The 26,004-nt window shown below is 70.6% G+C and carries 18 protein-coding genes; 14 read left to right on the top strand and 4 right to left on the bottom strand.

All coding sequences use genetic code 11. The features are described from left to right. Positions 1-400: 400 nt before the first annotated feature. The 3 genes from PV682_RS32750 to PV682_RS32740 all read left to right on the top strand — a co-directional run bounded on the left by PV682_RS32750 (position 401) and on the right by PV682_RS32740 (position 3,507). Positions 401-1,264: an alpha/beta fold hydrolase gene (locus tag PV682_RS32750; RefSeq protein WP_319735391.1), complete on the top strand. Its 864-nt coding sequence runs from the start codon at positions 401-403 to the stop codon at positions 1,262-1,264. 80 nt (positions 1,265-1,344) lie between these two features. Next, a complete protein-coding gene (locus tag PV682_RS32745) occupies positions 1,345-1,989 on the top strand; it encodes a phosphatase PAP2 family protein (protein WP_319735390.1) in 645 nt (214 codons plus the stop codon). Positions 1,990-2,061: 72 nt separating this feature from the next. After that, entirely contained in the window at positions 2,062-3,507 is a 1,446-nt protein-coding gene (locus PV682_RS32740; RefSeq protein WP_319735389.1) for an aldehyde dehydrogenase family protein, read from the top strand. A 134-nt stretch (positions 3,508-3,641) separates the two neighbouring features. Here PV682_RS32740 and PV682_RS32735 read toward each other — a convergent pair whose 3' ends face one another. Genes PV682_RS32735 through PV682_RS32725 form a run of 3 tightly spaced genes read right to left on the bottom strand, consistent with a single transcriptional unit; the run spans position 3,642 to position 7,101 of the window. Next, positions 3,642-5,654: a lactate/malate family dehydrogenase gene (locus PV682_RS32735; protein ID WP_319735388.1), complete on the bottom strand. Its 2,013-nt coding sequence runs from the start codon at positions 5,652-5,654 to the stop codon at positions 3,642-3,644. Beyond that, positions 5,651-6,832 carry a phosphotransferase family protein gene (locus tag PV682_RS32730; protein ID WP_319735387.1) on the bottom strand — a complete coding sequence of 394 codons (1,182 nt, stop codon included), beginning with the start codon at positions 6,830-6,832 and terminating at the stop codon, positions 5,651-5,653. The genes PV682_RS32735 and PV682_RS32730 overlap by 4 nt, the downstream gene beginning before the upstream one ends. After that, on the bottom strand, positions 6,829-7,101 hold the full coding sequence (locus tag PV682_RS32725) for a hypothetical protein (protein ID WP_319735386.1): 273 nt from the start codon (positions 7,099-7,101) through the stop codon (positions 6,829-6,831). Before PV682_RS32725 ends, PV682_RS32730 begins: the two co-directional genes overlap by 4 nt. 462 nt (positions 7,102-7,563) lie before the next feature. Here PV682_RS32725 and PV682_RS32720 point away from each other — a divergent pair, with 462 nt between their 5' ends. The 4 genes from PV682_RS32720 (at position 7,564) to PV682_RS32705 (ending at position 11,582) form a co-directional block, all read left to right on the top strand. Then, positions 7,564-8,556 (top strand): tetratricopeptide repeat protein, encoded by a 993-nt coding sequence (locus PV682_RS32720; RefSeq protein WP_319735385.1) that lies wholly within the window; start codon positions 7,564-7,566, stop codon positions 8,554-8,556. After that, positions 8,557-9,099, top strand: a complete 543-nt coding sequence (locus tag PV682_RS32715) for a GNAT family N-acetyltransferase (RefSeq protein WP_319735384.1) — start codon at positions 8,557-8,559, stop codon at positions 9,097-9,099. It abuts the gene before it with no gap. 261 nt (positions 9,100-9,360) lie between these two features. Next, complete coding sequence (locus PV682_RS32710) at positions 9,361-10,992, top strand: transposase (protein ID WP_319735383.1); 1,632 nt, start codon at positions 9,361-9,363, stop codon at positions 10,990-10,992. Between the two features lie 11 nt (positions 10,993-11,003). Continuing rightward, positions 11,004-11,582, top strand: coding sequence for a hypothetical protein (locus PV682_RS32705; protein ID WP_319735382.1), 579 nt, complete (start codon positions 11,004-11,006; stop codon positions 11,580-11,582). Here PV682_RS32705 and PV682_RS32700 read toward each other — a convergent pair. Next, entirely contained in the window at positions 11,550-14,417 is a 2,868-nt protein-coding gene (locus PV682_RS32700) for a glycoside hydrolase family 3 C-terminal domain-containing protein (protein ID WP_319735381.1), read from the bottom strand. The two genes, PV682_RS32705 and PV682_RS32700, sit on opposite strands and share 33 nt — an antisense overlap. A gap of 336 nt (positions 14,418-14,753) precedes the next feature. On the opposite strand from PV682_RS32700, the gene PV682_RS32695 reads away from it, so the two are divergent. The 7 genes from PV682_RS32695 (at position 14,754) to PV682_RS32665 (ending at position 25,970) form a co-directional block, all read left to right on the top strand. Continuing rightward, positions 14,754-16,445: an extracellular solute-binding protein gene (locus PV682_RS32695; RefSeq protein ID WP_319735380.1), complete on the top strand. Its 1,692-nt coding sequence runs from the start codon at positions 14,754-14,756 to the stop codon at positions 16,443-16,445. 21 nt (positions 16,446-16,466) lie between these two features. After that, the gene (locus tag PV682_RS32690; RefSeq protein WP_319735379.1) at positions 16,467-17,522 is read left to right on the top strand and encodes an ABC transporter permease; all 1,056 of its coding nucleotides are present in this window, start codon (positions 16,467-16,469) and stop codon (positions 17,520-17,522) included. Then, entirely contained in the window at positions 17,519-18,454 is a 936-nt protein-coding gene (locus PV682_RS32685) for a carbohydrate ABC transporter permease (RefSeq protein WP_319735378.1), read from the top strand. Before PV682_RS32690 ends, PV682_RS32685 begins: the two co-directional genes overlap by 4 nt. Before the next feature lie 352 nt (positions 18,455-18,806). Next, the gene (locus tag PV682_RS32680; protein WP_319735377.1) at positions 18,807-20,987 is read left to right on the top strand and encodes a WD40/YVTN/BNR-like repeat-containing protein; all 2,181 of its coding nucleotides are present in this window, start codon (positions 18,807-18,809) and stop codon (positions 20,985-20,987) included. Then, on the top strand, positions 20,984-22,984 hold the full coding sequence (locus tag PV682_RS32675) for a beta-galactosidase (protein WP_319735376.1): 2,001 nt from the start codon (positions 20,984-20,986) through the stop codon (positions 22,982-22,984). The genes PV682_RS32680 and PV682_RS32675 overlap by 4 nt, the downstream gene beginning before the upstream one ends. Further along, positions 22,975-25,209: a glycosyl hydrolase family 95 catalytic domain-containing protein gene (locus tag PV682_RS32670; RefSeq protein WP_319735375.1), complete on the top strand. Its 2,235-nt coding sequence runs from the start codon at positions 22,975-22,977 to the stop codon at positions 25,207-25,209. The genes PV682_RS32675 and PV682_RS32670 overlap by 10 nt, the downstream gene beginning before the upstream one ends. 47 nt (positions 25,210-25,256) lie before the next feature. Then, complete coding sequence (locus tag PV682_RS32665) at positions 25,257-25,970, top strand: glycoside hydrolase family 12 protein (RefSeq protein ID WP_319735374.1); 714 nt, start codon at positions 25,257-25,259, stop codon at positions 25,968-25,970. The last annotated feature ends 34 nt before the right edge of the window (positions 25,971-26,004 follow it).

Raw genomic sequence — 26,004 nt, 5'->3', positions numbered from 1 at the left:
TGCGGGGAGGATGGCGGCTCCGGGGTCGGCCTGTTCTTGGGGCATGAGCTGCCGTAGTTTCGTTCGTGATGAGAGATACACCCGCTCACGGGAGACCGTGGACGGTGCCGGGCCGGGGCCTCCCCAGCTTCGTCCTGGTCGTGCCTCGCGCACACATCCGGAGCCACTGGTTCCGGTGATCTCCTCACCGATCGGACCGTCGCCCGCCCCAAACCCCCCGGGGCGGCGGCACCCCGATCCGGACGGCCGTCCCGGAACCACCCCCCCTGTTCCGGGATGGCCGACCTCCTTCCAGAGGTGCGGACCACTTGCAGGGCCCCGGTTCTCCGAATCGGGGCTTCTTTTTCGGGCGAGTGGCGATACGATACGTCTCGTCTCGTCATCTGATTCTGGAGATCCCATGGAACGCTTCGTCGACATCGCCCCCACGGACGCCGCCCCCGGAACCCGCCTCTGGGCCGAGGAGCGCGGCGACCCGCACGCGCCCCCGCTCCTGCTCGTCATGGGCGCCCAGGCGTCCGGCCTCGGCTGGCCCGAGCCCCTCGTGGACCTCCTCGCCGCCCGCCACCGCGTCATCCGCTACGACCACCGCGACACCGGGCGCTCCACCTGGGGGTTCGACGAGCGGCCGTACCCGATCACCGCGCTCGCGCGGGACGCCGTCGCCGTGCTGGACGCGTTCGGCGTCTCGCGCGCGCACGTGGTGGGGCTGTCGCTCGGCGGGATGCTGACGCAGCTCCTGCTCGCCGACCACCCCGAACGGCTGCTCAGCGCGACCCTCATGGGCACGAGCGCGCTCAGCGAGACGCCGTACGCGGGCGGGGAACTGCCCGGCATCGATCCCGACGTCCTCGCGCTGTGGTCGCTGCCGGTGCCGGACGACCTGACGCTCGGCCAGGAGCTGGACCGGCGCGTCGAACACTGGCGCGCGCTGCACGGGACGCTGCTGCCGTTCGACCCCGCCCACTACCGCGCGCTGGAGGGGGCGATCATCGAGCACACCGGGCACCACCGGGTGAACACCGCGCACGGGCGCGCGGACAGCGCCGGGATGCTCCGCACGGACGCGCTCGCGCGCAACACCGTGCCGACGCTGGTGATCGAGGCACCGGCCGAACCCGTGTTCCCGCCGCCTCATGCCCGGCATCTCGTGCAGGTGGTCGGGGGCGCGCGGCTGGTGGAGGTGCCCGGGATGGGGCACGCGCTTCCGCCGGAGGTCTGGGGGCCGTTGGCGAAGGCGGTCCTGGAACACACGGGCGCCTGAGGGGCGGCGGGCCGGTCCTGACGGGCGCGGCTTTCCGGGGGCCGGTCCTGAGGGGCGCGGCTTCCTGAGAGGCTGGCCCCATGCCGATCAGCGCACGTCTCCTCGCCGTACCCGCCCTCCTGCTGGCCCTGTTCACGTGGCAGGTCGCGGTCGGCGGGCCGCTGCTGCGGTGGGACGAGCGGCTGAGTTCGGGGCTGCGGCATCCCGACCGGTTCGGGGAACTTCTTTCGGATCTCGGGAACGTCCAGGTGGCGTTGCCCGTTCTGCTGGTAGTGGCGGGATACGTGGCCTGGCTGGGGCGCCGGGCGGGCGAACCGCGGTGGTGGGGACCCGCCGCGGCGGCCCTCGCGGCGATGGCGCTGGTGCCGCTGATCGTCGTACCGCTGAAGATCTGGACCGACCGTCCGGGAACCCCGGCCGTACCCCCGGCGACCGGCTACTTCCCCTCGGGGCACACGGCGACGGCGATGATCGCGTACGGCGGCGCGGTCCTGGTGCTGCTGCCGTGGCTCGCGGCGGGGCGGGCGCGGCGTACGGCGGTCGGCGTGGCGGTCGTGCTGGTGGCGGCCGTGTCGTACGGGCTGGTCCGGCGCGGCTACCACTGGCCGCTGGACGTGCTGGCCAGCTGGTGCCTCGGGGCGGTGCTGCTCGGGGCGTTGCGGCTGGTCGTCGTACGGATCGGTGTGCCGAAGCGGAGTGTGGGCGCCGTGCACTCGGACGCGTAGGACAAACGCCCGACCGGGCGCCCGGCCCTACGGTGGACAGCGACTGTCGACTTTCCGGAAGGGCTCCCGACGATGACTTCCACCCACGCCTTCTGGCTGGCCGGCCGCGAGGCCACCGGCGAGGACACCTTCGACGTGACGTCCCCCTGGGACGGGCGGCTCGTCGGGAAGGTGAGCGTGCCGACCGACGCGCAGGTCGAAGAGGCGGTGGCCGCCGCGTACGCCGTACAGGGCGAGTTCGCCGCGACCCCGGCGCACGTGCGCGCCGCCGCGCTCGACCACGTCAGCAAGCGGCTCGCCGAGCGCGCCGAGGAGGTCGCCCAGCTGATCTCCGCCGAGAACGGCAAGCCGGTCAAGTGGGCGCGCGGCGAGGTCGGGCGCGCGGTGTCCGTGTTCCGGTTCGCCGCCGAGGAGGCGCGCCGGTTCAACGGCGGCGAGGCGCAGCGGCTCGACACGGACGCGGGCGGGCAGGGGCGGCTCGCGCTGACCCGGCGGTTCCCCAAGGGCGTCGTCCTCGGGATCGCGCCCTTCAACTTCCCGCTGAACCTGTGCGCGCACAAGGTCGCCCCGGCCATCGCGGCGGGCGCGCCGATCATCCTCAAGCCCGCGCCCGCGACCCCGCTCTCCGGTCTGATCATCGGCGACCTCCTCGCCGAGACCGACCTCCCCGCCGGTTCCTGGTCGATCCTCCCGGTCGCCAACGACCGCATGCCCGCCCTCGTCCAGGACGAGCGCCTCCCCGTCATCTCCTTCACCGGCTCCGAGAAGGTCGGTTACGCGATCATGGACTCGGTGCCGCGCAAGCACTGCACGCTGGAGCTGGGCGGCAACGGCGCGGCGGTCGTCCTCGCGGACTGGTCCTCCGACGTGGACCTCGACTGGGCCGCGACCCGCATCGCGACCTTCTCCAACTACCAGGGCGGCCAGTCCTGCATCTCCGTCCAGCGGGTCATCGTCGACGTGGCCGTGTACGACCGGCTCCTCCCGCGCATCGTCGCGGCGGTCGAGGCGCAGGTGACGGGCGACCCGTCCGACGCGTCCACCGACGTCGGCCCGCTGGTCAGCGAGGACGCCGCCAAGCGCGTCGAGTCCTGGGTCGACGAGGCGGTCGCGGCGGGCGCCGCCCTCCTGACGGGCGGCAAGCGCGACGCCGCGTCGTACGCGCCGACGGTCCTGGCGGACGTCCCGGCGGACACGACCCTCGCGCGCGAGGAGGTCTTCGGGCCGGTGCTGTCGATCCAGAAGGTCGAGGGGGAGGAGGCCGCCTTCGCCGCCGTCAACTCCTCCAAGTACGGCCTTCAGGCGGGCGTCTTCACCCACGACGTCCAGACCGCGTTCCGCGCGCACCGGGCGCTGGAGGTCGGCGGCGTGATCATCGGCGACGTCCCCTCCTACCGCGCCGACCAGATGCCGTACGGCGGCGCGAAGCTGTCCGGGGTCGGCCGGGAGGGCGTGAAGTTCGCGATGGACGACTACACGTACGAGCGGGTGCTGGTCCTGACGGGGCTGGCGCTCTGAGGAATCAGGGTGCGGCAGGGGTCTTGCTAATGGGAACCATTTTCACCTAAGCTCCTTCCAGGCGCTGACCCGCCGTCCCATGAAGAGGCCCGGCACCGATGCCTTCCGGTGCCGGGCCCCTTCTGTACCCGGCTTCAGACGAGCCCGGCCAGCAGCCCGGCGTTCTCCGTGAGGTCGTGGCCGAGGACGACGGGGTGGTGGGGGAGGCGCGCCAGCAGGTCGGTCACCTCGCGGCGGGCCTCCTCGCTGCCACCGCCGTCCACGCGGGCGAGGGCGAAGATGTCGGGGTAGCGGTCTTCGGTCGCGCCGCTCATGAAGTCCGCGTCGGTCAGGTGCCGTTCGGTGAAGTCGCGCGCTGGGGCGGCGCCGGGAACGACGCGCGGGAAGACGAGGGCCCCGGCCTTGCCGCCGGTCGCGAGCGAGAGGCCGAACCAGCTCGCGAACTGGTCGGGGAAGATCTGGGTCTTGAGCTCCTTGCCGTCCTCCCACAAGGGTTCACGACGGCCGGCGAGCAGGGCGGCCGTGACGCGCGCGTCCTGCGTCGGGTGCAGGGCCTCGCCGTCCTTGAGTCGATCCCGCGCGGTGTCGAACCACCCCAACGCGTCGAGCAGTCCGAGCCCGATCGCCGCGGCCGAGGGCCAAGGCAGGATGTCCACACGGCCGTTGCTGTCGGGGCGGACGAACACGCGGTCGTTGGCGAGGAGTTGGAAGCCGCGTCGGCTCGCCAGGGCCAGGGCGGTGGTCGTCTTGCCCGAGCCCTTGTGCCCGAACGCCAGCACGGTCCGCCCGACTTGATCCGTCACAGCCGAGGCGTGCAGCACCGACCAGCCCGCCCTCAGCAGAACACCACGCATCACCTCACGGGCCAGGCGAGCGGTGGCGAGGGCGACGGGTTCGGCATCGCACCCGGTGATGGTCAGACGTGTGGACTCCGGCTCGGAGAGGTAGGCGAGCCCTTCGCCGGGGGAGACGGCTCGGACGACCGCCGCTGTGTCGTCCCGCGCGACCAGGGTCAGGGCCTTCGCGTACGTGGTGCTGGTGTGCGGGGCCAGGGTCACTGCGAGGGCGGCTTCCGCGTAGGCGTCGCGGTCCACGCGGGCCATGACGAGAGGACGCGTCCCGGCCGCTGCTTCCGCCGCCTCCCACCAGGGGCCGAAGTAGCGAACTGCCCAGTCGGTGACGGCCCGTTCGGCACAGGCGACGGTGACTGCCGCGCCGGCGGCCTGGAGGCGTACGGAGTGAGTGGTCACGGTGAGGTCCTTCTTCGGGGTGGACAACGTGCTGTAGGCGGCGCGGAGTTTGGACCGGGCGGCTTCCAACTGGCGTGTTTCGGAGGGGTCCAGGAGAGGTGGGGACGGTACGGGTGTCCCCTGGGTGCAGTGCAACGGGATTCCGAGGTGGAGGTCGCCGTAGGGAGCGGAGAGTCCTGTCGTACCGTCCTCAAGACCGAGGAGCAGACGCAGCGACGACACCACCGCACCTGCGGGTCCGTACCGCGTACGACCGATACCGGCGCTGATCCGGCCCGGGCGTCGGGCCAGTTCGTCACGTACCTGTTGGAGGGGGACAGGAACGGGCATTCCGTTGACGGTCGTCGACGAGGCGCAGATGACGGCGGCGTCACCGTGCTCACCGATGACGTGACCGTGTACGGCGCCGACGGGGACGCTGAGCAGTCGTGCGACGGTGAGCCGGTAGCGGGCCGTGTCCAGCGCGGAGCCGACGCCGAAGACACGAGAGCAGCCGGATACGTCGGCGAACAGGCGGGTCATGAGGTCGACGGGGTTCGTCACCATCAGCACGGTGCCGGTGTAGCCGCGTAGTCGGGCGGCGAGCGTACTGATCAAGAGCGCGTTCGTCTCCGCGCCACCCATCCGGACGTCCGTGCTGTGGCTGTTCGTGAACTGGGCACGGACGGCGATCACTACGGCCGCACAGTGCCGTAACTCGTCGATCTCCACGGCGTACGGTTGCACCGGCGAGCCGTACGCCACGCGCATGTCGTCGAGGTCGTCCCTGAGGGCGACGGCCTGTTCGGCGGTGCGCGAGACGAGGAGGAGCCGGTCGCAGAAACCGAGGACGACCAAGGCGGCGCCGACTGCTTGGCCGACAGCACCACAGCCGATCACTCCGACGGTGGGCTTCACGAGGCCACCGCCACAACCCCGGTCAACGCACGCTCCCATGTGTCGTTCCGCGTCGCCTCGGACGCGAGGTCCGCCACCAAGGAGCACACCGGCACCGCACGTTCGATGAGTGCCAGGGCGGGAGACGGCAGGGGCAGGTCGGCCGGCTCCGAAAGGTAGGTCGTGACGATGTTGACGGTGTCCATCAGCCAGAGCGTCAGGACGTGTCGTAACCGTGCGTGCTCCTTCGCCTGGCGCCGCACGAAGTCGTCGAGACCGGTGGCGATGCGCTGAGCGGCAGAAGGGCCGGGGCGGATGGTCGCGAGGAACAGGACGGTACGGCTGATGAGCTTGGCCAGGTCCACCATGACGTCTGCCCTGAGGAGTCCAGGGTCGAGGAGTACCGGCCGTTCGCCAGGGCCGTCGGGGAAGAGCACGTGTTCCGGCTTCAGGTCGCCGTACACGAGTGTCGTGCCGGTTGCCGGAGGCAGGGCCATGTGTAGCTGCCTCAGCCTGCCGACGGACCGGTGGATCAGTTCGACAACCTCTTCACGCGCGCCGTGCTCGCGGCGTTCCGCGCCGAGGAGGGCGATGTACGCCTGCCCGGACAGCCCGTTGAACTTCCGGAGAAAGGTACTGGCGATCCCGCGCTCTCCGATGTCCCAGGCCGGAGCGAGGCGCCCGGCCGTGTCCGGCTGATGGATCGGGTGCAACTCGGCGAACACCCTGGACAACAGCCCCGATGTGTCGTCCGGTTGGGCGAGCAGCAGGTCACCCGACGACGGTCCGGACACCGGCTCGGTGAAGACGACACCCGACTTGAGGCCCGCGAGAGCGCACACCCTGGGGGCGGCCATCGCCGCAAGCAGTCTCAGTTGCGCCGCCTCGCGTGCGGGCAGGCTGCCGGGCCGGTCCTGGTATGCCTGTTGAGCCTGACGGACGACGGGCCAAGGGCCGCCGGCGCCGCACAGGAGGGAGACGAGCGACATGCCGAGGAAGGACGTCTTCGCGTACAGGGCACGGTCGTCGACGCGGACGCGGTGTACGTACCCGGTGACGCTGGGGACGTGGCTTTCCAGGACGATGCGCTCCCCGGGCCACAACGCCCCAGCAGCCTCGTGGATGTGCGTCGCTGCGTACACGAACACGTCCGCGATGCCAGGGGGGTTCGGTGAGGAAGCGAGCGTGGTCGTCTTCACCGGCCCTCCCGGTCGACGGCGACCCGTACGCGCCGGTCGCCGATGAGGCTGACGGTCACGCGGATCGAGTCACCCTCCGCGTGGCACACGGCGTTGGCCACGAGTTCCGAGACGATCAGAGTCACGGAGTCGCAAAGGCCGCTGAGCGCGAGGCTGTTGAGCGCGGTCCTTGCGAACCGCCGCGCGGCACGGGCGGATTCCGGTACGCGGGGGAAGTTTTTGCCGTGAGTCCTGATGCCGGTGCGGGCCGGGCGGGTCGTGCTGTTCACGGGCGGGGTTCCTCTCTTCGGCTCCCTCACCACCGAGTCAACCGCCGTGCGCCCAGGGGGAGACGGACCTCCGAGCGGACTTTTCGCCGGACTTTTGAAGCAAGGGGACCTTCCACAGCCGTGGATGTGGCTACGGTCAGTGCGCGGATGTGACGCTGGGGGTACGACGTGGCTGAACCGACACTCTTCGAGCACGCCTGCATCGCGGCGGGCTGGGGAAGACCGGCGGACTTTCTGCGGGCTTTCGAGGAAGCCGCTGATCTGCTGGGCGAAGCGGTGACGTTGACCGACCGGCAGGCGCGGAGGTGGCGTGGGCCGTGTCCGCCGATGCCGCGAGCGCGGGCGTGGCGGGTGCTGCACGCGATGTTCGCGTGTGACCCCAGGGACCTGGGTTTCCCCGGGCCGCCACCGGGTGCGACTGTGGGAGGTACACCTTTCCTCGCACAGGAAGGCATGGGGAGCGTGAAGCGTCGGACGTTCATCCAGGACTCCGCCGGAGCTGTCGCCGCAGTCGGTGCGCTGTCGTCCGTGCGGCCCGGAACCATCGGTACGACCCACGTCGTCGAACTCCGCGACGGCCTCCGCTCGCTCTACCAGCTGGACGACGCCTACGGCGGAGACGACGTCCGATCACTCGCACGCAAGCATCTGAGACGGGTCGAGCGGATCATCAACACCGCCCACTACCCGGACGCGATCGGCCGACAGCTCCAACTCCTCGCCGGGGAGGCCGCCGAACACTGCGGCTGGCTGTACTACGACGCGGGCGATCAGGGCCGGGCCCGCCGTTACTGGGGTGAGGCCCTTACGACCGCGACCGTCCTCGGTGACAACAACCTGGCGATCCTGGTCCTCGCCTCCCTGAGCATGCAGGCCAGCTACGAGGGCCGCCCCCGCGACGGAGTGAATCTCGCCCGTGCCGCCCAAGACCGCGCTGCGCGGGGAGGTGCCCTCGTCCTGCAATCCCTTCTCGCGTCTCGCGAGGCCCGCGCACTCTCGCTCATGGGAGATCACTCCACCGCGAAGAAGAAACTGGCCGACTCGATGAGGCTCGTCGAGCGAGGCGAACGCGGTCGCCCTTCCCCGGCCTGGGCCGCCTTTCACGGGCACGCCGAACTCGACTACGCCCACGGCCTGTTCTACGCCGAGGCGGGCAGACCTCGGGCGTCGGCGCAGTTCCTGCGGGCAGCCCTGGACCACCAGGACCGCGCATACGGCCGCAACCGCGCCCTCTACCGCCTCACCCTCGCCCGCAGCCTCGCCCACGCAGGCCAAGCGGACGAAGCCGCCGCGTACGCCGTCGAGAGCCTGGACCACCTCGCGGAGGTCGAGTCAGGGCGAGTCACCCGACGCCTCAAGGAAGTCACCACCCTGCTGCGCACCGTCGACTCCGTCACCACCCGCGACGCCGTCGGCCGTCTCACCGAGTACACCGAGTCCAGAGGGGCTGCCTGAGTGATCTACGAGCGGTACGACGCACTCGACGCGGACGCGCAGCTGACCGCTTTCCTCCCCGCCTACACGGAGATCTACCAGGAACCCCCGTACCGCGAAGGCCCGGACGACATAACGGAGTTCGCCGAGCACTACCACGTCCAGACCCGGCGCCCCGGCATGCGCCTGGTCCTGGCCCGCGAGGAAGCGGAGGTCGTCGGCTTCACCTACGGCTACCACCTCGCACCGGACACCCGATGGTGGACGAACCTCCAAAACGCGGACCTGCCACCGGACTTCACCCGCGAGGACGGCCGACGCACCTTTGTCATCATCGAGTTGGCCGTACGCCGGCCATGGCGGCGCCGAGGCATCGCCACCGCGTTGCACCACCGCCTGCTGCGAGAACTGGACGCCGAGAGAGTCACCCTCACGGTCCGCCCGGAACCCGAGGCCGCTCCCGCGAGGTCCGCGTACGAGGCATGGGGGTACCGGAAGGCCGGGGTGTCCCGCCCGTTCGAGGGCTCGCCGCTGTACGACTGCATGGTCCGCGAAGAGACGTGAATTCGCCGGGCGCCGAAGCGGGCCCCGTTGCCAGCCTGCAATCTTCGCCGGCCACCCGGACGGAGTCACTCAGAGGTTGTGGACTGCTGCGGTGTAACAGCACGGGAGTGTGTTCTGGCGCACAGGGGTGTGTCCAAGCCCTGGCGAGTGCTTCACGCGCGAGGGAACAAAGTTTCTTTCATCGAACGCGTGACCTTTCCCGGTGGTGGTCGTTGGGGGTGATGGGGAAGGTCTTCGGTTCCGGAGGGGAGGGTGGTCGGGATGGGTGGGTTGCGGGAGGTGGCGGCTCCGTTCGTGGTGCCCGGCCCTACCGGTGTGGCGGTACGTACCCGTCTGAAGGGCCTGACGCCGGAGGATGAGGAGGTGCTGAGGCTGGTGGGTGCGCATCTGGGCTCGCTCGCGTCCCGGGATCTCAAGGTGCGGTGTGCTGACGGGCTGGGGCATTCGGCCGAGACGTGGGCGGTCCGCAAGCGGGAGCTGACGCCGTTGTCGTCGTCCCGCTGGGCGGGGTCGATCACGAAGGCCACGCATGATCAGTGGGCGCTGGCCCGGCGCGGACAGGCTGCCCACGTCCAGTCCCTCGAAGCCGGCATCCGTACGATCAAGCACCGGCTGTCACTGCCCCTCGGAGAGAAGGGCACCAAACGGGCACCGGGCGGCTATCGCTCGCGAGGGGAGCGGTTCCGCAAGGCCCGCCGTCTGCACGTCCTGCAAGACCGGCTGACCGCTGTGTGTGCCGACCGTGAGGCCGGTGTCGTCCATGTGGTGCGGGGCGGCAGGCGTCTGCTCACCACCCGCCACCACCTCGAAGAGGCCCGGCTCACCGAGACCCAGTGGCGAGAACGGTGGGAGGCCGGGCGCTGGTTCCTCCAGGCCGATGGTGAGTCCGGCAAGCGCTATGGCAACGAGACGATCCGTGTCGCCCCGGACGGCGAGGTGAGCATCAAGCTCCCCGCGCCTCTCGCCGCGCACGCCAACAGCGGGCACGGCCGGTACGTTCTGGCCGCGCGGGTGTCCTTCTCGCACCGGGGGACCGAGTGGGCCGACCGCGTCGAGGCGAACCGGGCCGTCGCCTACCGCATCCACCACGACACCACGCGCGGGCGCTGGTACCTGACCGCCGCCTGGACCTTCCCCGTCACCCGCACCGTCCCCCTGGCGGCAGCCCTCGCCGAGGGGGTGATCGGGGTGGACACCAACGCCGACCACCTCGCCGCCTGGCGCCTCGACCCCCACGGCAACCCGGTCGGGCAGCCCCGCCGTTTCTTCTACGACCTCGGCGGGTGGGCTGATCATCGTGACGCGCAGGTCCGCCACGCCCTGTCCCGGCTGCTGAACTGGGCGAAGACCTGCGGCGTCAAGGCCATCGCCGTCGAAGACCTCGACTTCACGGCGGAGAAGACCCGCGAGAAGCACGGTCGCAAGAAACGCTTCAAGCAGCTCGTCTCCGGTATGCCGACCGGGAAGCTCCGCGCCCGGCTGACGTCGATGGCCGACCGGACCGGCATCGCGATCATCGCTGTCGATCCGGCGTACACCTCGATGTGGGGCGCGCAGCACTGGCAGAAACCCCTCACCACGAAAACCCGCAGGACGACCCGTCACGATGCCGCGAGCATCGCGATCGGGCGACGCGCCCAGGGATTTCCGGTCCGGCGTCGGACGGCACCGCCCCGTGACGAACAGAGTGATCGTCGCGGGCATCGGACCGTCCAGGCCCGACCGGAGACTCCCGGGCGCGACGAGGAACCCCGCCCCCGCGTTCCCGGACCACGCACACGATGCGTGCCCCCGGACGCGGCACGTACGCGGGCGACCAGGACACCCAACACCGTTCGGGATGTCCGCAGTGATCAAGTTTGGGTCCAAGACCCACTCCTGCTCACTGAATAGGAACGGTTGCCATGTCCCCCCAGCAGGAACTCAGGTCGGCGGTGGCCTCGGAGGTGCCGGAGCACTGGGACGACTTTCCCCGGCTCTACCGGCGGCTGACGCCGAGGATTCTCAGGGGAGTTGTCACGGGACGGCTGCACACCGACGAGGAGTTGATCGCGACCCGGCTGCTGGAGGCGTTGTGGACGGGATGGGACCCGCCGCTGGTGGCGGCGGTGCGGGAGGTGTGGGCGGCCTGGTGGCGGGCCACCCTGGCGACGCACCCCGGCGCCGCCAGGCCCCGGAAGGTCCTCGCGCTCGTCACGGCCGCCACCGGCGAACTGCGGCCCTGGCTGGACGCCTGGACCGCCACCCGCACCCCGGCCGCCGACGCCCACCTCGCCGACTTCGTCCACGACGTCCTCTTCGAGTACCAGGTCACCGACCTGCACATGGGCTTCCACGACGAGTACCACGCGACCCCGGAACTCCTCGACTGGCTCCTGAACGACGTCCGGGAACGCGCCGACGACAGCCGGCTCGACGACCTCGCCGAGTACATCGAGTACATCGAGTACTCAGACGGAGAACCCCAGATGCGCCACCCGTAGCGGCCCGCGCAGCCTCACGTGGACGTCGTGGACGCCGGTGAGGGCGAGGGGAGCGTCCAACAGGGTGTAGGTGTACGGGGATTCGGTGGGGGAGGAGAGGCGCAGGACGGTCTGGGCGCCGCCCGCCTCCAGGGTCAGTTCTCCCTCGCCCGCCACCTCCGCCGTCACCTGGGTCGCACCTGGACCGAAGTCGCAGGCCCGGTAGACCAGTTGGGCCACCCCCGAGGCGCCCGGCGTCACCGAGTCCCCCGCCCGCTTCGTGCGGTCCACGATCTCCGCGCCGCTGTGCTCGTCGAAGTCGGCGGCGGAGAGGCCGAGTCGGAGGACGGGGCGGGGGGCGGCGGGCTCGCCGGTGAGGGTCAGGGGCGTACGCAGGCGGATGTCCTCGCTGGACGTGCCGACGAGGATGTCGTACTCGCCGGGGTCGAGACGCCAGGAGCCCCGGGCGACGTCCCAGAACGCGAAGGCGGACAGGGGGACTTCGAAGGAGACCGAGTGGCGGGCCCCCGGCTGGAGGGTGATGCGGGTGTGGGCCAGGAGTTCGCGCCGGGGGCGCGTGACCGACGGGTCCATGGCGCGGGTGTACAGCTGGGGGACCTCGTCGGCGGTGACGGCGCCGGTGTTGGTGACCGAGAAGGACACCTGGACGGCCGTGTCCGTCGGCGTCACCTTCAAGTCGCCGTAGGAGAAGGACGCGTAGGACAGTCCGTGCCCGAAGGGGTACAGCGGCCTGCCCTCGAAGTAGAGGTACGTCTGGCGGCTGCCGATGACGTCGTAGTCGAGGAGGTCGGGGAGGTCCGCGTCGGATTCGTACCAGGTCTGGGGGAGCCGCCCGGCGGGGGAGACGTCGCCGGCGAGGACCCGGGCGAGGGCCGTGCCGGCCGCCTGCCCGCCGTGGGCCGTCCAGAGCACCGCGGGGAGCGGGCCGGGTTCGAGGGCGTACGGGTAGGACGAGGTGAGGACCAGGATCGTACGCGGGTTCGCGGTGCGCGCGGCGGTGAGCAGGCCGGCCTGGTGCGGAGGGAGGTCGAGGGTCGAACGGTCCTCCGTCTCACGGCCGTTGATGTGCGGGTCGTTGCCCGCGATCACCAGCGTGACATCCGCGTCGGCGCAGACCCGGGCCACCGCGTCCGCGCCGCGCTCCACCGTCACCAGCTCGAAGATCTCCGGATCCTCGGCGGCAACCTTCACCCCGTCGGCGGCGACTCGGACGAGCAGACCTGTGCCGAGATGACGGAGGAGGTGGCCTTTCCCGTGGCCCTTTTCGTGGCCCTCTTCGTGGCCCGTTTCGCAGGGTTCGAGGCGGAACGTCTCCTGTACGACCCACCCCCCGGGCTGATCGGCGGACGCCCGCAGATACCCGTCCTCGGCGACGGACAGGTACCGCCCGTCGGGCGCGCGCAGGGTGAGGACACCGTTCCCCCAGTCGGCGAGGGCGAGTTCGGTGCCGCCGTCCGGGGACACCGTCAACGGCGGGATGTCCGTACGCCCCTTGAGCAGCGCCGGGTCCAACGCCCCCTCCGCGCCCCGCACTTCGTCGTCCGACTCGGTCGCGGGGACGGTCAGGTACGACCCCGTCGACGTCTTCAGCAGCACCCGGTCCACGCCCTCCACGAACTGCACCCGGTCCGCCCCGAACCGCTCGTACAGCCCCTCCAGCGGAGTCGACCGGTGGATCAGCGTCCCGCTGTACCAGTCGAGTTTGCACTCGTCGGCGAGCAGCCCGACGACCGCGATGCGCGCGTCGGGGGCCAGCGGCAGCATGCCGTCGTTGCGCAGCAGGACGATCGCCTGCTCGGCGGCCTCCTGCGCGAGCGCCCGGTGCTCCGGGGTGTCGAAGGCGGCGCCGGAGGCGTACGGGTCCAGGTCCGGGTCGAACTCGCCGAGCCGGAACCGGACGGAGAGCTGGCGCCGTACCGCCGCGTCGATGTCCTTCTCCGTCAACAGGCCCTGCTCCAGCGCCCCGTTGACGCGCTCGACGGTCTTCGACGGGTCCGTGCCGTGGTCGGTGAAGCTGTCCACGCCCGCGAGGACCGCCGCCGCCGTCGACTCCTCGTACGTGTCGAAGTAGTGCTCCGGCTCGACCAGGTTGGAAGGCGCGCTGGCGTCCGAGCAGACGAACAGCTCGGCGTCCGTCCAGGTGCGCAAGTGGTCGTTCAGATAAGGCGATACGTGGTTGGGGCGGCCGTTGACCAGGTTGTACGCGGGCATCACCCCGGCCACAGCGCCCGCCTCGACCGTGGCGCGGAAGGCCGGCAGGTCGTACTCGCGCAGCACGCGCGGGCGGACCGAGGACGACGAAGTGTCGCGCCGCGTCTCGTTGTTGTGGGCCAGCCAGTGCTTGAGGACCGGCGCCGTGCGCCAGTACACGGGGTGGTCGCCGCGCAGGCCGTACGTGTACGCGGTGGCGATCGCCGACGTCAGCCGGGGGTCCTCCGAGTAGCCCTCCTCGTTGCGGCCCCACAGCGGGTGGCGCAGCAGATTCACCACCGGCGCCCACACGTTGAGGCCCACCCGGTCGTCGCGCGCGCTCATCGCCCGCGTCTCCTCGGCGACCGCAGCGCCCACCCGGCGCACCAGCTCCGGGTTCCAGGTCGCGCCGAGCCCTACCGCCTGCGGGAAGACCGTCGCCGGACCCATCCAGGCGACGCCGTGCAGACCCTCCTGCCCGGTGCGGAACGCGGCGATGCCGAGCCGCTCGACGGCCGGGACGTACTGGTGCAGGAACGCCACCTTCTCCTGGAGCGTCAGACGGGACAGCAGGTCGTCGATGCGCTTCGCGAACGGCAGGCGCGCATCGCGGAAGGGCGGCGTGGAGGACGGGGAAGCGGTCACGTGAAGTTCCCTTTGCGGTGGACCGGAGCGGCTCTTTCGAAGCGCTTCGATGCTCGGCGGGCGGCGGTGCGGGTGTCAAGGGACCGCACGGTTATTTCAAGTGGCGCATACGGGAAGCTCCGATCTCTCCTGTCAAAGGAATATTGGAAGCGACCCTTGTGCGCCCCCAGGGCTTCACTTAACCTCACAGCAACATCGAAGCGCTTCGACTAAGAGTCCGTCAGGAGTCGCACGGCATTGGTCGGACGTCTGCTTCGGCTCAGCCAGTTCCACCGAGGACACCGCAGCCGACGAGCCACCGCCGGGTGTCCTGGTGCGCCATGAAGGGTTGACGCAATGACGCCGAACGCCGCTTCCGCCTCCTCCGGTCCCAGCCGGAGAAGCTTCCTCGCCTCCACGGCGGTCGCCACCGCCGCGGTCGCGGGCGGGATGCCCCTGCTGAGCGCCTGCGGCGGCTCCGACAGCGGCTCGCGCGACGGCACCACCTCGGGCAAGAACGCCAAGGGGATCCTCCCGGCCTACGTCGCCAGCAACGTGGTGAAGCCCGACATCCCGTCGAAGAACGGCTCCGCGGTCGGGTTCGTCGGCAAGGTCGACCTCGCGGCCCTCAAGACGTCGGTGCCGAAGAAGCTCGGCAAGGGCGGCAAGCTCACCGTCATGGCGCCGCTGTGGGGCTCCCCGCCCAAGAGCGACAACGCCTACTACAAGGCCATGAGCGACCTGATCGGCGTCGACCTCACCTGGCAGAACCAGGACGGCAACACCTACGACCAGAAGCTCGGCGCGGTCCTCGCCTCCAGCGACGTACCGGACGTGGTCGTCGTCCCCGGCTGGAACATGGGCGGCCGGATACCCAGCGCCATCATCGGCAAGTTCGCCGACCTCGGGCCCTACCTGTCCGGCGACGCGGTCAAGGAGTTCCCGAACCTCGCGGCGATCCCCACCGACGCCTGGCGGCGCTGCATCTTCGGCGGCAAACTGCGCGGCCTGCCGATGCCGGCGTCGTACGTCGGCAACATCGTGCCCTTCTACCGCAAGGACATCTTCGACAAGGAGGGGTACAAAGTCCCCACCTCCGCCGACGAGTTCATGGCGCTGGCGAAGGAGATCACCAACGCCAGGGCCAAGCGGTGGGCCTGCGGCGACATGAAGTGGACCGCGTTCAACGCGTTCGGGGTGCTCTCCGGCGGCGAGAAGGCGCTCGGCTGGAACCAGGTCGACGGCAAGCTGATCTACCGCGTCGAGACCGAGGAGTACCTCGAAGCCCTGGAGTGGACGAGGAAGCTGTTCGCCGCCGGTGTCGTCCACCCCGACGCGCGGCTCGGCAAGAGCCAGGCCGTCGACCCCAGCACCAAGTTCGCGGCCGGCGAGTTCCTCATCTACAACAACGACATGTCCAGCTGGTGGGGCCAGCAGGCCGTCCAGCAGACCCACAACCCCGACTTCAAGATCTGGGGCATGGACATCTTCGGCAACGGCGACGGCCCCCCGCAGCTCTGGGCCACCCAGCCCGCCAACATCTTCGCCTTCATCAACCGCGGCGCCTCCGAGGCGGTCGTCCGCGACGCGCTCGCCGTCGCCAACGTGACCGCCGCGCCGTACGGGACGAAGGAGTACATGCTCACCCAGTACGGCGTCGAAGGCACCCACTTCACCATCAAGGACGGCGTCCCCGTCCGGACCGACCAGGGCAACATCGACCTCGCCAGCAACCTCGCGCTCGCGAGCCCCGCCGCGACCATCGCCCGCCCCGACTTCCCCGACATCGGCCGCGCCGCCGTCGAATGGCAGCAGCGGATGGGAGCGCTCACCAAGAAGTCGACCTTCTACGGGCTCCAGATCACCGAACCCGCCCGGTTCACCAACCTCTCCAACGACATGGAGCAGCTGGAGGACGACATCGTGCGCGGGCGCAAGAAGATCAGCGACATGCAGGCGTGGGTCAGCGACTGGCGCAAGAAGGGCGGCGACGGGCTGCGCGACTGGTACCAGAAGCTGCTCGACGACAACGGCACGGCGGCGAGCTGACCCGAGGCGAGGAGGACGGCCGTGTCCCACAGCACGGTGCCCCGGAGCGAGACCGAGGCCGACGAGACGGGGAAGCGGAGTACGGCGGCGACCGGCGACACCGCCAACTCCCCCAGGAAGAAACGCCCGAAGGGGAAAAGGGAGGCGGGGAAACTGAGCGTACGGCTGCGCTTCCGGCGCGACCGCGTGCTCATCCTCATGACCCTGCCGGCCGTGCTGCTGGTCCTGCTCTTCAACTACGTACCGATCCTCGGCAACGTGGTCGCCTTCCAGGACTACGACCCCTACGCCAGCTCCAACGGCGTCGTCTCCATCCTGCACAGCCCCTGGGTCGGGCTGGAGAACTTCCAACGCCTCTTCGAGGACTCGGCGTTCTGGGACTCCGTCGTCAACACGCTGGTCCTCTTCTTCCTCCAGCTCATCCTCTACTTCCCGATCCCGATCCTGCTCGCGCTGCTCATCAACAGCGTCGTACGGCCCCGGATCCGGGCCTTCGCGCAGGCGATCCTCTACCTGCCGCACTTCTTCTCATGGGTCCTCGTCATCGCCGTCTTCCAGCAACTCTTCGGCGGCGCCGGGCTGTTGTCGCAGCTCCTGCGCGAACACGGGTACGACGGGCTCAACATCATGTCCGACCCCGGCACCTTCAAGTTCCTCGTCACCGCCGAGAGCGTCTGGAAGGACGCCGGCTGGGGCATCATCGTCTTCCTCGCGGCCCTCGCCTCCGTCAACCACGACCTGTACGAGGCCGCCGCGATGGACGGGGCCGGGCGGTGGCGGCGCATCTGGCACGTCACGCTGCCCGCGCTACGGCCCGTCATCGCCCTGCTGCTGGTCCTGCGCGTCGGTGACGCCCTCACCGTCGGGTTCGAACAGATCCTGCTGCAACGCGATGCCGTCGGACCAGGTGCCGCCGAAGTCCTCGACACCTTCGTCTGGTGGAACGGCGTCCGCAACCAGGACTTCGGGTACGCGGCAGCCGCCGGGCTCATCAAGGGCGTCGTCAGTCTCGGCCTCGTCCTCGTCGCGAACAAGGTGGCCCATCTCATGGGCGAGCAGGGGGTGTACAAGAAATGAGCGCCGTGCTCGACAAGTCCGTCCAGAAACCCGGGCCCTGGGCCGCCCCGCCGCGGCCCGTCTGGGAGGAGGAGCCCACGAAGGCGGGGCTCGCGGGGAAGGGGATCGTCCTCGCCCTCGCCTGCCTCTCCATCCTCTTCCCGCTGTGGATCATCATCGTCACGAGCCTCTCCTCGCGGGAGACCATCGACAAGGCCGGCGGGCTCGTCATGATCCCCAAGGGGATCACGTTCGTCGCGTACCGCGAGCTGCTCAGCGGCGGGCAGGTCACCCGGGCCGCCGTCATCAGCGTCCTCATCACCGTCGTCGGTACGTTGTTCTCGATGACCGTGTCCGTCCTGTGCGCGTACGGGCTCTCACGCACCGGGTCCCTCGGCCACCGGTGGATGTTGATGCTGCTGCTGGCCACCATGTTCTTCAGCGCCGGGCTCATCCCCACGTACCTCCTGGTCCAGTCCCTCGGCCTCACCGACACCTACCTCGCGCTGATCCTGCCGAGCGCCATCAGCGTCTTCAACATCCTCGTCCTGCGCGGGTTCTTCATGGGCATCTCGCAGGAGCTGATCGACAGCGCGCGCATCGACGGCGCCGGGGACTTCCGCATCCTGCGGCAGATCGTCATCCCGCTGTCCCGGGCGGTCCTCGCCGTCATCACCCTGTTCTACGCGGTGGGTTACTGGAGCGCCTGGTTCAACGCGTCCCTCTACCTCAACGACCAGAACATGATGCCCCTCCAGAACGTCATGATCCAACTCGTCCAGAAACAAGAGGCCCCGGTAGGCCTCAGCCAGGCCATCCGCACAGGCGAGTTGTCGGGGCTCGCGGTCCAGATGGCCGTGATGGTCATGGCGTTGCTACCGGTCGCCGTCCTCTCCCCCTTCGTCCAGAAGCACTTCAAGAAGGGGATGCTGACGGGGGCGGTGAAGGGGTGAACAGGGGGCGCTGCCGGGTGCGGGTCGCTTGTGGCCGGTCGCGCGGTCACGTCGCCTGAACAGCACCGGAGTTGGCGAGAGGGCGCACAACTGTCCGTCCCTCAGAAGCGCGGGGCCGCATCCGATACGCGGCTACCGCCACGCGGGCACGCCCAGCCACAACGAACCCACACCCACCCCACCCCGCTCACCCAGCTGCGGGCAGTCGTGCCGCTAGGGGCGGCACGGGTGGGCGCAGCGGCACCCCGCCAGCGCGGGTGAGCGAAACGCCCCCACCCCAGCCCCCACCGACCCGCACCCAACCCCCAGCGGTACCCCCCACCCGCACCCACCCGTCCCCGGAGGTACCCCCATGCACCCCACCCGCCGCACCCTCCTCGCCGGAACCGCAGCCGCCGCGGCCCTCACCACCCTCCCCCTCCCGCAGGCCCAGGCAACCCCCCGCCCCACCACCCCCTACCGCTGGCGCAACGTCGTCATCGGCGGCACAGGCTTCGTCACCGGCGTCCTGTTCCACCCCTCCGTCAGGGGCCTCGCCTACGCCAGGACGGACATCGGCGGCGCCTACCGCTGGGACGACAGAACCGCCCGCTGGACCCCCCTGACGGACCACCTCGGCTGGGACGACTGGAACCTCCTCGGCGTGGAGGCGATAGCGATCGACCCGGCACACAGGAACAGGCTCTACCTGGCGCTGGGCACGTACACCCAGCCCTGGTCGGGCAACGGCGCGATCCTGAGGTCGGAGGACCGGGGCACCACCTGGACCCGCACCGACCTCACGGTGAAGCTCGGCGCGAACGAGGACGGCAGAGGCGCGGGCGAACGCCTCCTGGTGGACCCGCGCGACAGCGACACCCTGTGGCTGGGCACCCGCCACGACGGCTTGCTCAAGTCGACGGACAGGGGCGCGAGTTGGACGCCGGCCCTCTTCCCCCGCACCCCCAGCCCGACAGGCCAGGGCATCACGTTCCTCGTGGCGGCGGGCCGCACCGTGTACGCGGCGTGGGGAGACGGCGACGGCACCACCCCCACCCTGTACCGCACGAGGAACGGCACGGAGTGGACCCCGGCCCCGGCCCAGCCGACCGGCACCGCCGCCAAGGTCCCGATCCGAGCCGCGTACGACCCTCACACCCGCGCCCTGTACGTGACGTACGCGAACGCCCCCGGCCCGAACGGCCAGTCGGACGGCAGCGTCCACAAGCTCTCGACGGCGACGGACACCTGGACGGAGATCACCCCGGCGAAGCCGAACGGCACGACGGACACGTTCGGTTACGGCGGCGTCGCCGTGGACGCCCGCCGCCCGGGCACGGTGGTCGTCTCGACGAACAACCGCTGGTCGGCGGTGGACACCCTGTACCGCACGACGGACGGCGGCACCACCTGGACGTCCCTCAAGGAGACCGCCGAGTTCGACGTGTCGGAGACTCCCTTCCTCAAGTGGGGCGGCCAGGAACCGAAGTTCGGCTGGTGGATCCAGGCGCTGGCGATCGACCCGTACGACTCCCGGCACGTGGTGTACGGCACCGGCGCCACCCTGTACGGCACCCGGGACCTGCGGCACTGGGCCCCGGAGATCAGGGGGCTGGAGGAGACGGCGGTGGTCCAGCTGATCTCGCCCCCGGTCGGGGAGGCGCACCTGCTGAGCGGCCTCGGCGACATCGGCGTCATGTACCACGAGCGGCTGACGGAGTCCCCGTCGCGCGGGATGGCCTCGAACCCCGTGTTCGGCTCGTCGACCGGGCTGTCGCAGGCCGCGGCCAGGCCCGCGTACGTGGTCCGCAGCGGCTGGGGCGACCACGGCAACGGCGCGTACTCCCTGGACGGCGGGCGCAGTTGGAACCCCTTCGCCGCTCAGCCCGCGATCGCCAAGGACGCCCCGGGGCCGATCGCGGCGGGCGCCGACGGGAGCGTGCTGCTGTGGAGCTTCGTCCACTGGGACGGCACCACGTACCCCACCTACCGCTCGGCGGACAACGGCACGACCTGGTCCGAGATCCCCTCCTTCCCGAAGGGCGCCCGACCGGTCGCCGACCCGGCCGATCCGACGCGGTTCTACGCGTTCGACTTCACTACCGGAACCGTATTCGCCAGCACTGACAGCGGCCTCTCCTTCACCGCCCGCGCGACCGGTCTGCCCTCCGGCGACATCCAGTTCCAGCTGGTCGCGGCCCCGGGCCGGTCCGGCGACCTGTGGCTGAGCACCAAGACCGGCGGCCTCTTCCGGTCGACCGACGGGGGCGTCACCTTCACGAAGACCGCGACCTGCTCGGCCTCGCACACCCTCGGCTTCGGCAAGGCCGCACCGGGCGCCTCCTACCCGGCGATCTACCTGGTCGGTTCGGTCGGGACCGGCACGGCCGTCCACCGCTCGGACGACGAGGCCAGGACCTGGGTCCGCGTCAACGACGACCGGCACCAGTGGGGCTGGACCGGCGCGGTGATCACCGGCGACCCGAGGGTGTACGGCCGCGTCTACCTCGGCACCAACGGCCGGGGCATCCAGCACGGGGAGCCGGCCCGATGACCGCACCCCGCAGGCCCGCCCCCGCCCCGAGGCCCACCCTCGCCGACGCCACCCGTGGCCGCATCCTCTTCGGCGGCGACTACAACCCCGAACAGTGGCCCGAGGAGACCTGGCACGAGGACGTCCGCCTCATGCGGGACGCCGGCGTCAACTCCGTGACCCTGGGCGTCTTCTCCTGGTCCACCCTCGAACCCCAGCCGGGCGAACGGAACTTCGCGTGGCTGGACACCCTGATGGACCTGATGCACGAGAACGGCATCGGCGTCGTCCTCGCCACCCCCACCTCTTCGCCCCCGCCCTGGCTCGGCCGCCTCCACCCCGACACCCTCCCCGTCACGGAGGACGGCCGCACCGAATGGTGGGGCGGACGCCAGCACTTCTCCCACTCCAGCGCCACCTACCGCCACTACGCGGCGGCGATCACCGAGGACCTGGCCGCCCGCTACGCGGCCCACCCGGCGCTGACGATGTGGCACATCAACAACGAGTACTGCACGTTCGACTATGGCGACGAGGCAGCCGCCGCCTTCAGGCGCTGGCTCCGCGACCGGTACGGCACGCTCGACGCCCTCAACTCCGCCTGGGGAACGGCGTTCTGGAGCCAGGGCTACGACACCTGGGACGGCATCCTCCCCCCGCGCACCCCGCACTACCTCAAGAACCCCGCCCAGGTACTGGACTTCAGGCGCTTCACCTCGGACGCCCTCCTGGAGTGCTACCTCGCCGAACGGGACATCGTCCGGCGGCACACCCCGCACATCCCGGTGACGACGAACTTCATGCCCCTGTGGATCGGCCAGGACGCGTGGCGGTGGTCGCGGGAGGAGGACGTCGTCTCGGTCGACCTCTACCCGGACCCGCGCGACCCCCTCGGCGCCCAACAGGCCGCCCTCGTCCAGGACTTGACCCGCTCCCAGGCCAACGGCCCCTGGATGCTGATGGAACAGGCGGCGGGCCCGGTCAACTGGCGCGGCGTGAACCACCCCAAGCCCCGTGGCCTCAACCGCCTCTGGTCCCTCCAGTCGGTGGCCCGGGGCGCCGACGCGGTCTGCTACTTCCAGTGGCGCCAGTCCCGCCAGGGCGCCGAGAAGTTCCACTCCGGGATGGTCAGCCACGCGGGGGAGCAGGGCCGTACGTTCGCCGAGGTCAAGCAGCTCGGCGCTGAACTCCCGGCCATAGCACCGCACCTGACGGAACCTCAGCAGGCCGACGTGGCCGTCCTGCACGACTGGCACTCCTGGTGGGCCGGAGCCCAGGACGCCCGCCCCTCCGCCCGCGTCGACCTCCCCGAGGTCCTGCGTGCCTGGCACCGCGCCCTCTGGGAAGAGCACCTCACCACCGACTTCGCCCACCCCGAACACGACCTGTCCGCCTACAAGCTGGTGGTAGCGCCCCAGCTCTACCTCCTCACCGACGCCGCGATCGACAACCTCCTCGCGTACGTTCGCGGCGGCGGCACCCTCGTCTGCGGCTTCTTCACCGGAGCCGCGGACGAGGACGACCGCATCCGCCCCGGCGGAATGGACGCGCGCCTGCGTGAACTGTTCGGCATCCGCACCCTGCACGAATGGTGGCCCCTCGACGCGGACGAGACCGTCGAGTGCGAGGGCTTCCGGGGAACCCTCTGGTCGGAGGAGCTGGAACCCGAGCCCGGCACCGACCACATCCCGTACAAGGGCGGCGAGCTGGACGGCCTCCCGGCGATCCTGCACCGCGACCGCGCCTGGTACGTCTCCACCCTCCCCGAACCGCCCGCCCTGCGCGCCCTCCTCGCCCGTATCGCCGCCGAAGCGGGCGCTCGCCCGGTCCTCGACGGCCTCCCGGACGGCGTCGAGGCGGTACGCCGGGGCGAGCTGCTGTTCCTCCTCAACCACAACCGCGACACCATCACCGTCCAAGTCCCCCCAGACCACGAGGACGTGCTGACCGGCACCACCACGACGGGCGAACTCACCCTCGCCCGGCACGGAGCGGCGGTGCTCAAGCCATGCCCTTGAGAGCCGATGTCACCGGACCCGTCCACGGCACCTGGGAACCCGCCCTGGCCGACCGCTGGGAGGACGGCTACCTCAGCGGCAACGGCCACCACGGCGCCCTCGTGTACGGCGACCCCGGCGACGACCGGGTGATCGTCACCCATCACACCCTCGTCCGCCCGAACGGCTCCGAAGCCGCCCGAGCCCCTGAACTGGCTTCCCGACTCGCCGGGATCCAGGACAGGTTGCTCGCCGGAGACCTCACGGCGGCCGAGGACTTCACCGACCACCGCCCCCTCCAGTGGGTCCAGCCCTTCCACCCCGCCTTCCAGACCCGCATCCGGCGGGACCGGGTCACCCCGACCCACCGCTACCGCCGCGCCCTCGACTTCACGACCGGCGAGGCGAGCGCGGCCGACGCGGACTGGACGAGCCGCGTCTTCGTCTCCCGCGCCGACGACGTGATCGTCCAGCACGTCACGGCTCCCGCACTCACGGCGGACATCTCCCTCGACCATCAACTCCCGGGCGCCCCGGACGACCTGGCCGTCTCCCACACCGTCTCCCTCACCCCCGACGGCGCCCTCCTCGCCCTGCGCGCCCGCTACCCCGACAGCACCAAGGCGTACACCGGCCTCACCCGGATCGTCGTCACCGGCGGCACGACCTCCCTCACCACGACCGGCGTCCGGGTCGAGGACGCCGAGTCCGTCCTCCTCCTCACCCGGGTGCACCGGTACGACACCCGCGAGCAGCGGCACCCCGCCGACCCCGCCCTGCCGCACCCAGCCGACCTCCCCGCCCTCCGCGCCCGCCACCTCCCCCTCCACCGCGACGCCTACCAGCGCGTCACCCTCGACCTCCACGCCGACCCCGCCCAGCGCGCCCTCCCCGGCTCGGAGTTGCTCAAGACCCCGGACAGCCCCGCCCTCCTGGAACGCCTCTTCGCCGCCGGCCGCTACCACCTCCTCTCCGCCGCCGGCCTCCTCCCGCCCCGCCTCACCGGCCTGTGGACCGGCGACTGGGACACCGCCTGGTCCGGCGCCTTCACCCTCGACGCCAACCTCAACCTCCAGACCTCGTCGGCCGCTTCGGCCGCCCTCCCCGAAGTCACCCAGGCACTGCGCCGGTTGATCGAGGCCCAGCTCGACGACTGGCGCGCCAACGCCCGGTCCGTCTTCGGCGCCCGGGGCATCGTCACCCCCGCCCACACCGACGGCGAGTCCGGTCACTCCTTCCACTTCAGCCGCGCATACCCCCTCCACCTCTGGACGTCCGGCGCGGACTGGCTCCTCAAGCCCCTCACCGACCACGACGACACCGAGGGCGCCCGAGACCCCCGTACAGCCGCGCTGCTCGCCGAACTCGCCGAGTTCTACGAGGACTTCCTGACCCGGACGGACCCGCGAGCCGGGACCGGCGAAACCCCGGAGGGCCAACTCGCCCTCGTCCCCTCGTACTCACCCGAAAACCGCCCGGCGAACGCGAGTTGGGGAGCGGTCAACGCGGCGATGGACCTCTCGGCGGCCCGCCACGCCCTGCTCACCGCAGCCGAGTACCACGCCGACCAAAAAGAACAAGCTGCCCGCTGGACCGCCCTCGCCCACCGCCTCCCACCCCACCGCGTCAACTCCGACGGCGCCCTCGCCGAATGGGCCTGGCCCGGCCTCCAGGACACCTACGACCACCGCCACTTGAGCCACCTCTACGCGGTCTGGCCCCTCGACGAGATCACCCCCTACGACACCCCCGCTCTCGCCGAAGCCGCCCACCGCGCCCTCCGACTCCGGGGCGCCGAGAACGACTCGGCCCACGGGCACCTCCACCACGCCCTGATCGCCGCGAGGCTGAGGGACGGCGCCCGCGTCGGACAGGCCCTGGCCGCCGTCCTGGACGGCGACTTCTTCCACGCGTCCCTGATGAGCGCCCACTACCCCCACCGCCACGTCTACAACGCGGACGCGGCCCACACCCTCCCCGCCGTCCTGATCGAGGCGCTGATCCAGTCGACCCCCGACCGGCTGGTCCTCCTCCCCACGAAGGTCCCCGCGCTCGCCCAAGGCCGACTCCTGGGAATCCGCACGAGGTTCGGCGCGCGCGTCGACCTCGCCTGGGACGCGGCAGGCGCCAGGGCCGTCGTCCACCCCACACGCACGCTCCGTGTAGAGCTGCGGACTTCCACCGGCGCGAGGCCGCTCGGCCTCGTCGCCGGAGAAGACCACGTCCTCACCCTGGGGACGTGGTAACTCCCCTGCAACACCAGGCATTTCCCCCCACCCATGGAAGGGACACCATGGCAACCCGCACGCTCGCCAGGACCGTGAAGGTCCTGCTCGCCCCCGCACTGGCGCTCGGCGCCACCGTCGGACTCGCCTCCGCCCCCGCCTCGGCGGCCGTCTGGAACACCTGCGACCAGTGGGGCAACACGAACCTCAACGGCTACACGCTGTACAACAACATCTGGGGTTCGGGCGCCGGAAGCCAGTGCATCTGGGCCAACTCCGGCACCAACTGGGGCGTCAACGCCAACCACCCCAACACCGGCGGCATCAAGTCCTACCCGAACCAGAAGAAGGTGATCAACAAGACGATCACCTCGCTCGGTTCGCTGAACAGCAGCTACAACGTCTCGGTCCCGTCGTCCGGCGCGTACAACACGTCGTACGACATCTGGCTCAAGAACAACGCGTACGAAGTGATGCTCTGGGTCAACAAGACCGGGGCGGTCGGGCCGCTCGGCACCTCGCAGGGCACCGCGACGCTCGGCGGCCACACCTGGACCGTCTACAAGGGCACCAACGGCGCGAACGAGGTCTTCTCGTTCATCCGCACCTCGAACTCGTCCTCCGGGTCCGTGCAGATCCTCCCGATCCTGAAGTGGATCAAGGACACCAAGGGCTGGTTCGGCAACGAGACCATCGGCGACGTGCAGTTCGGGTACGAGATCACCAGCTCCTCCGGTGGCCTGAACTTTACGACAAACAACCTGACCGTCAGCAGCAGTTGACCAAACCGTGGTCCGGGCGGGGTTTGATGGGGAT

The sequence above is a fragment of the Streptomyces niveiscabiei genome, from assembly GCF_033794345.1.
GTDB classification, from domain to species: domain Bacteria; phylum Actinomycetota; class Actinomycetes; order Streptomycetales; family Streptomycetaceae; genus Streptomyces; species Streptomyces niveiscabiei.
This window is presented reverse-complemented; position numbering and strand designations above follow the sequence as displayed.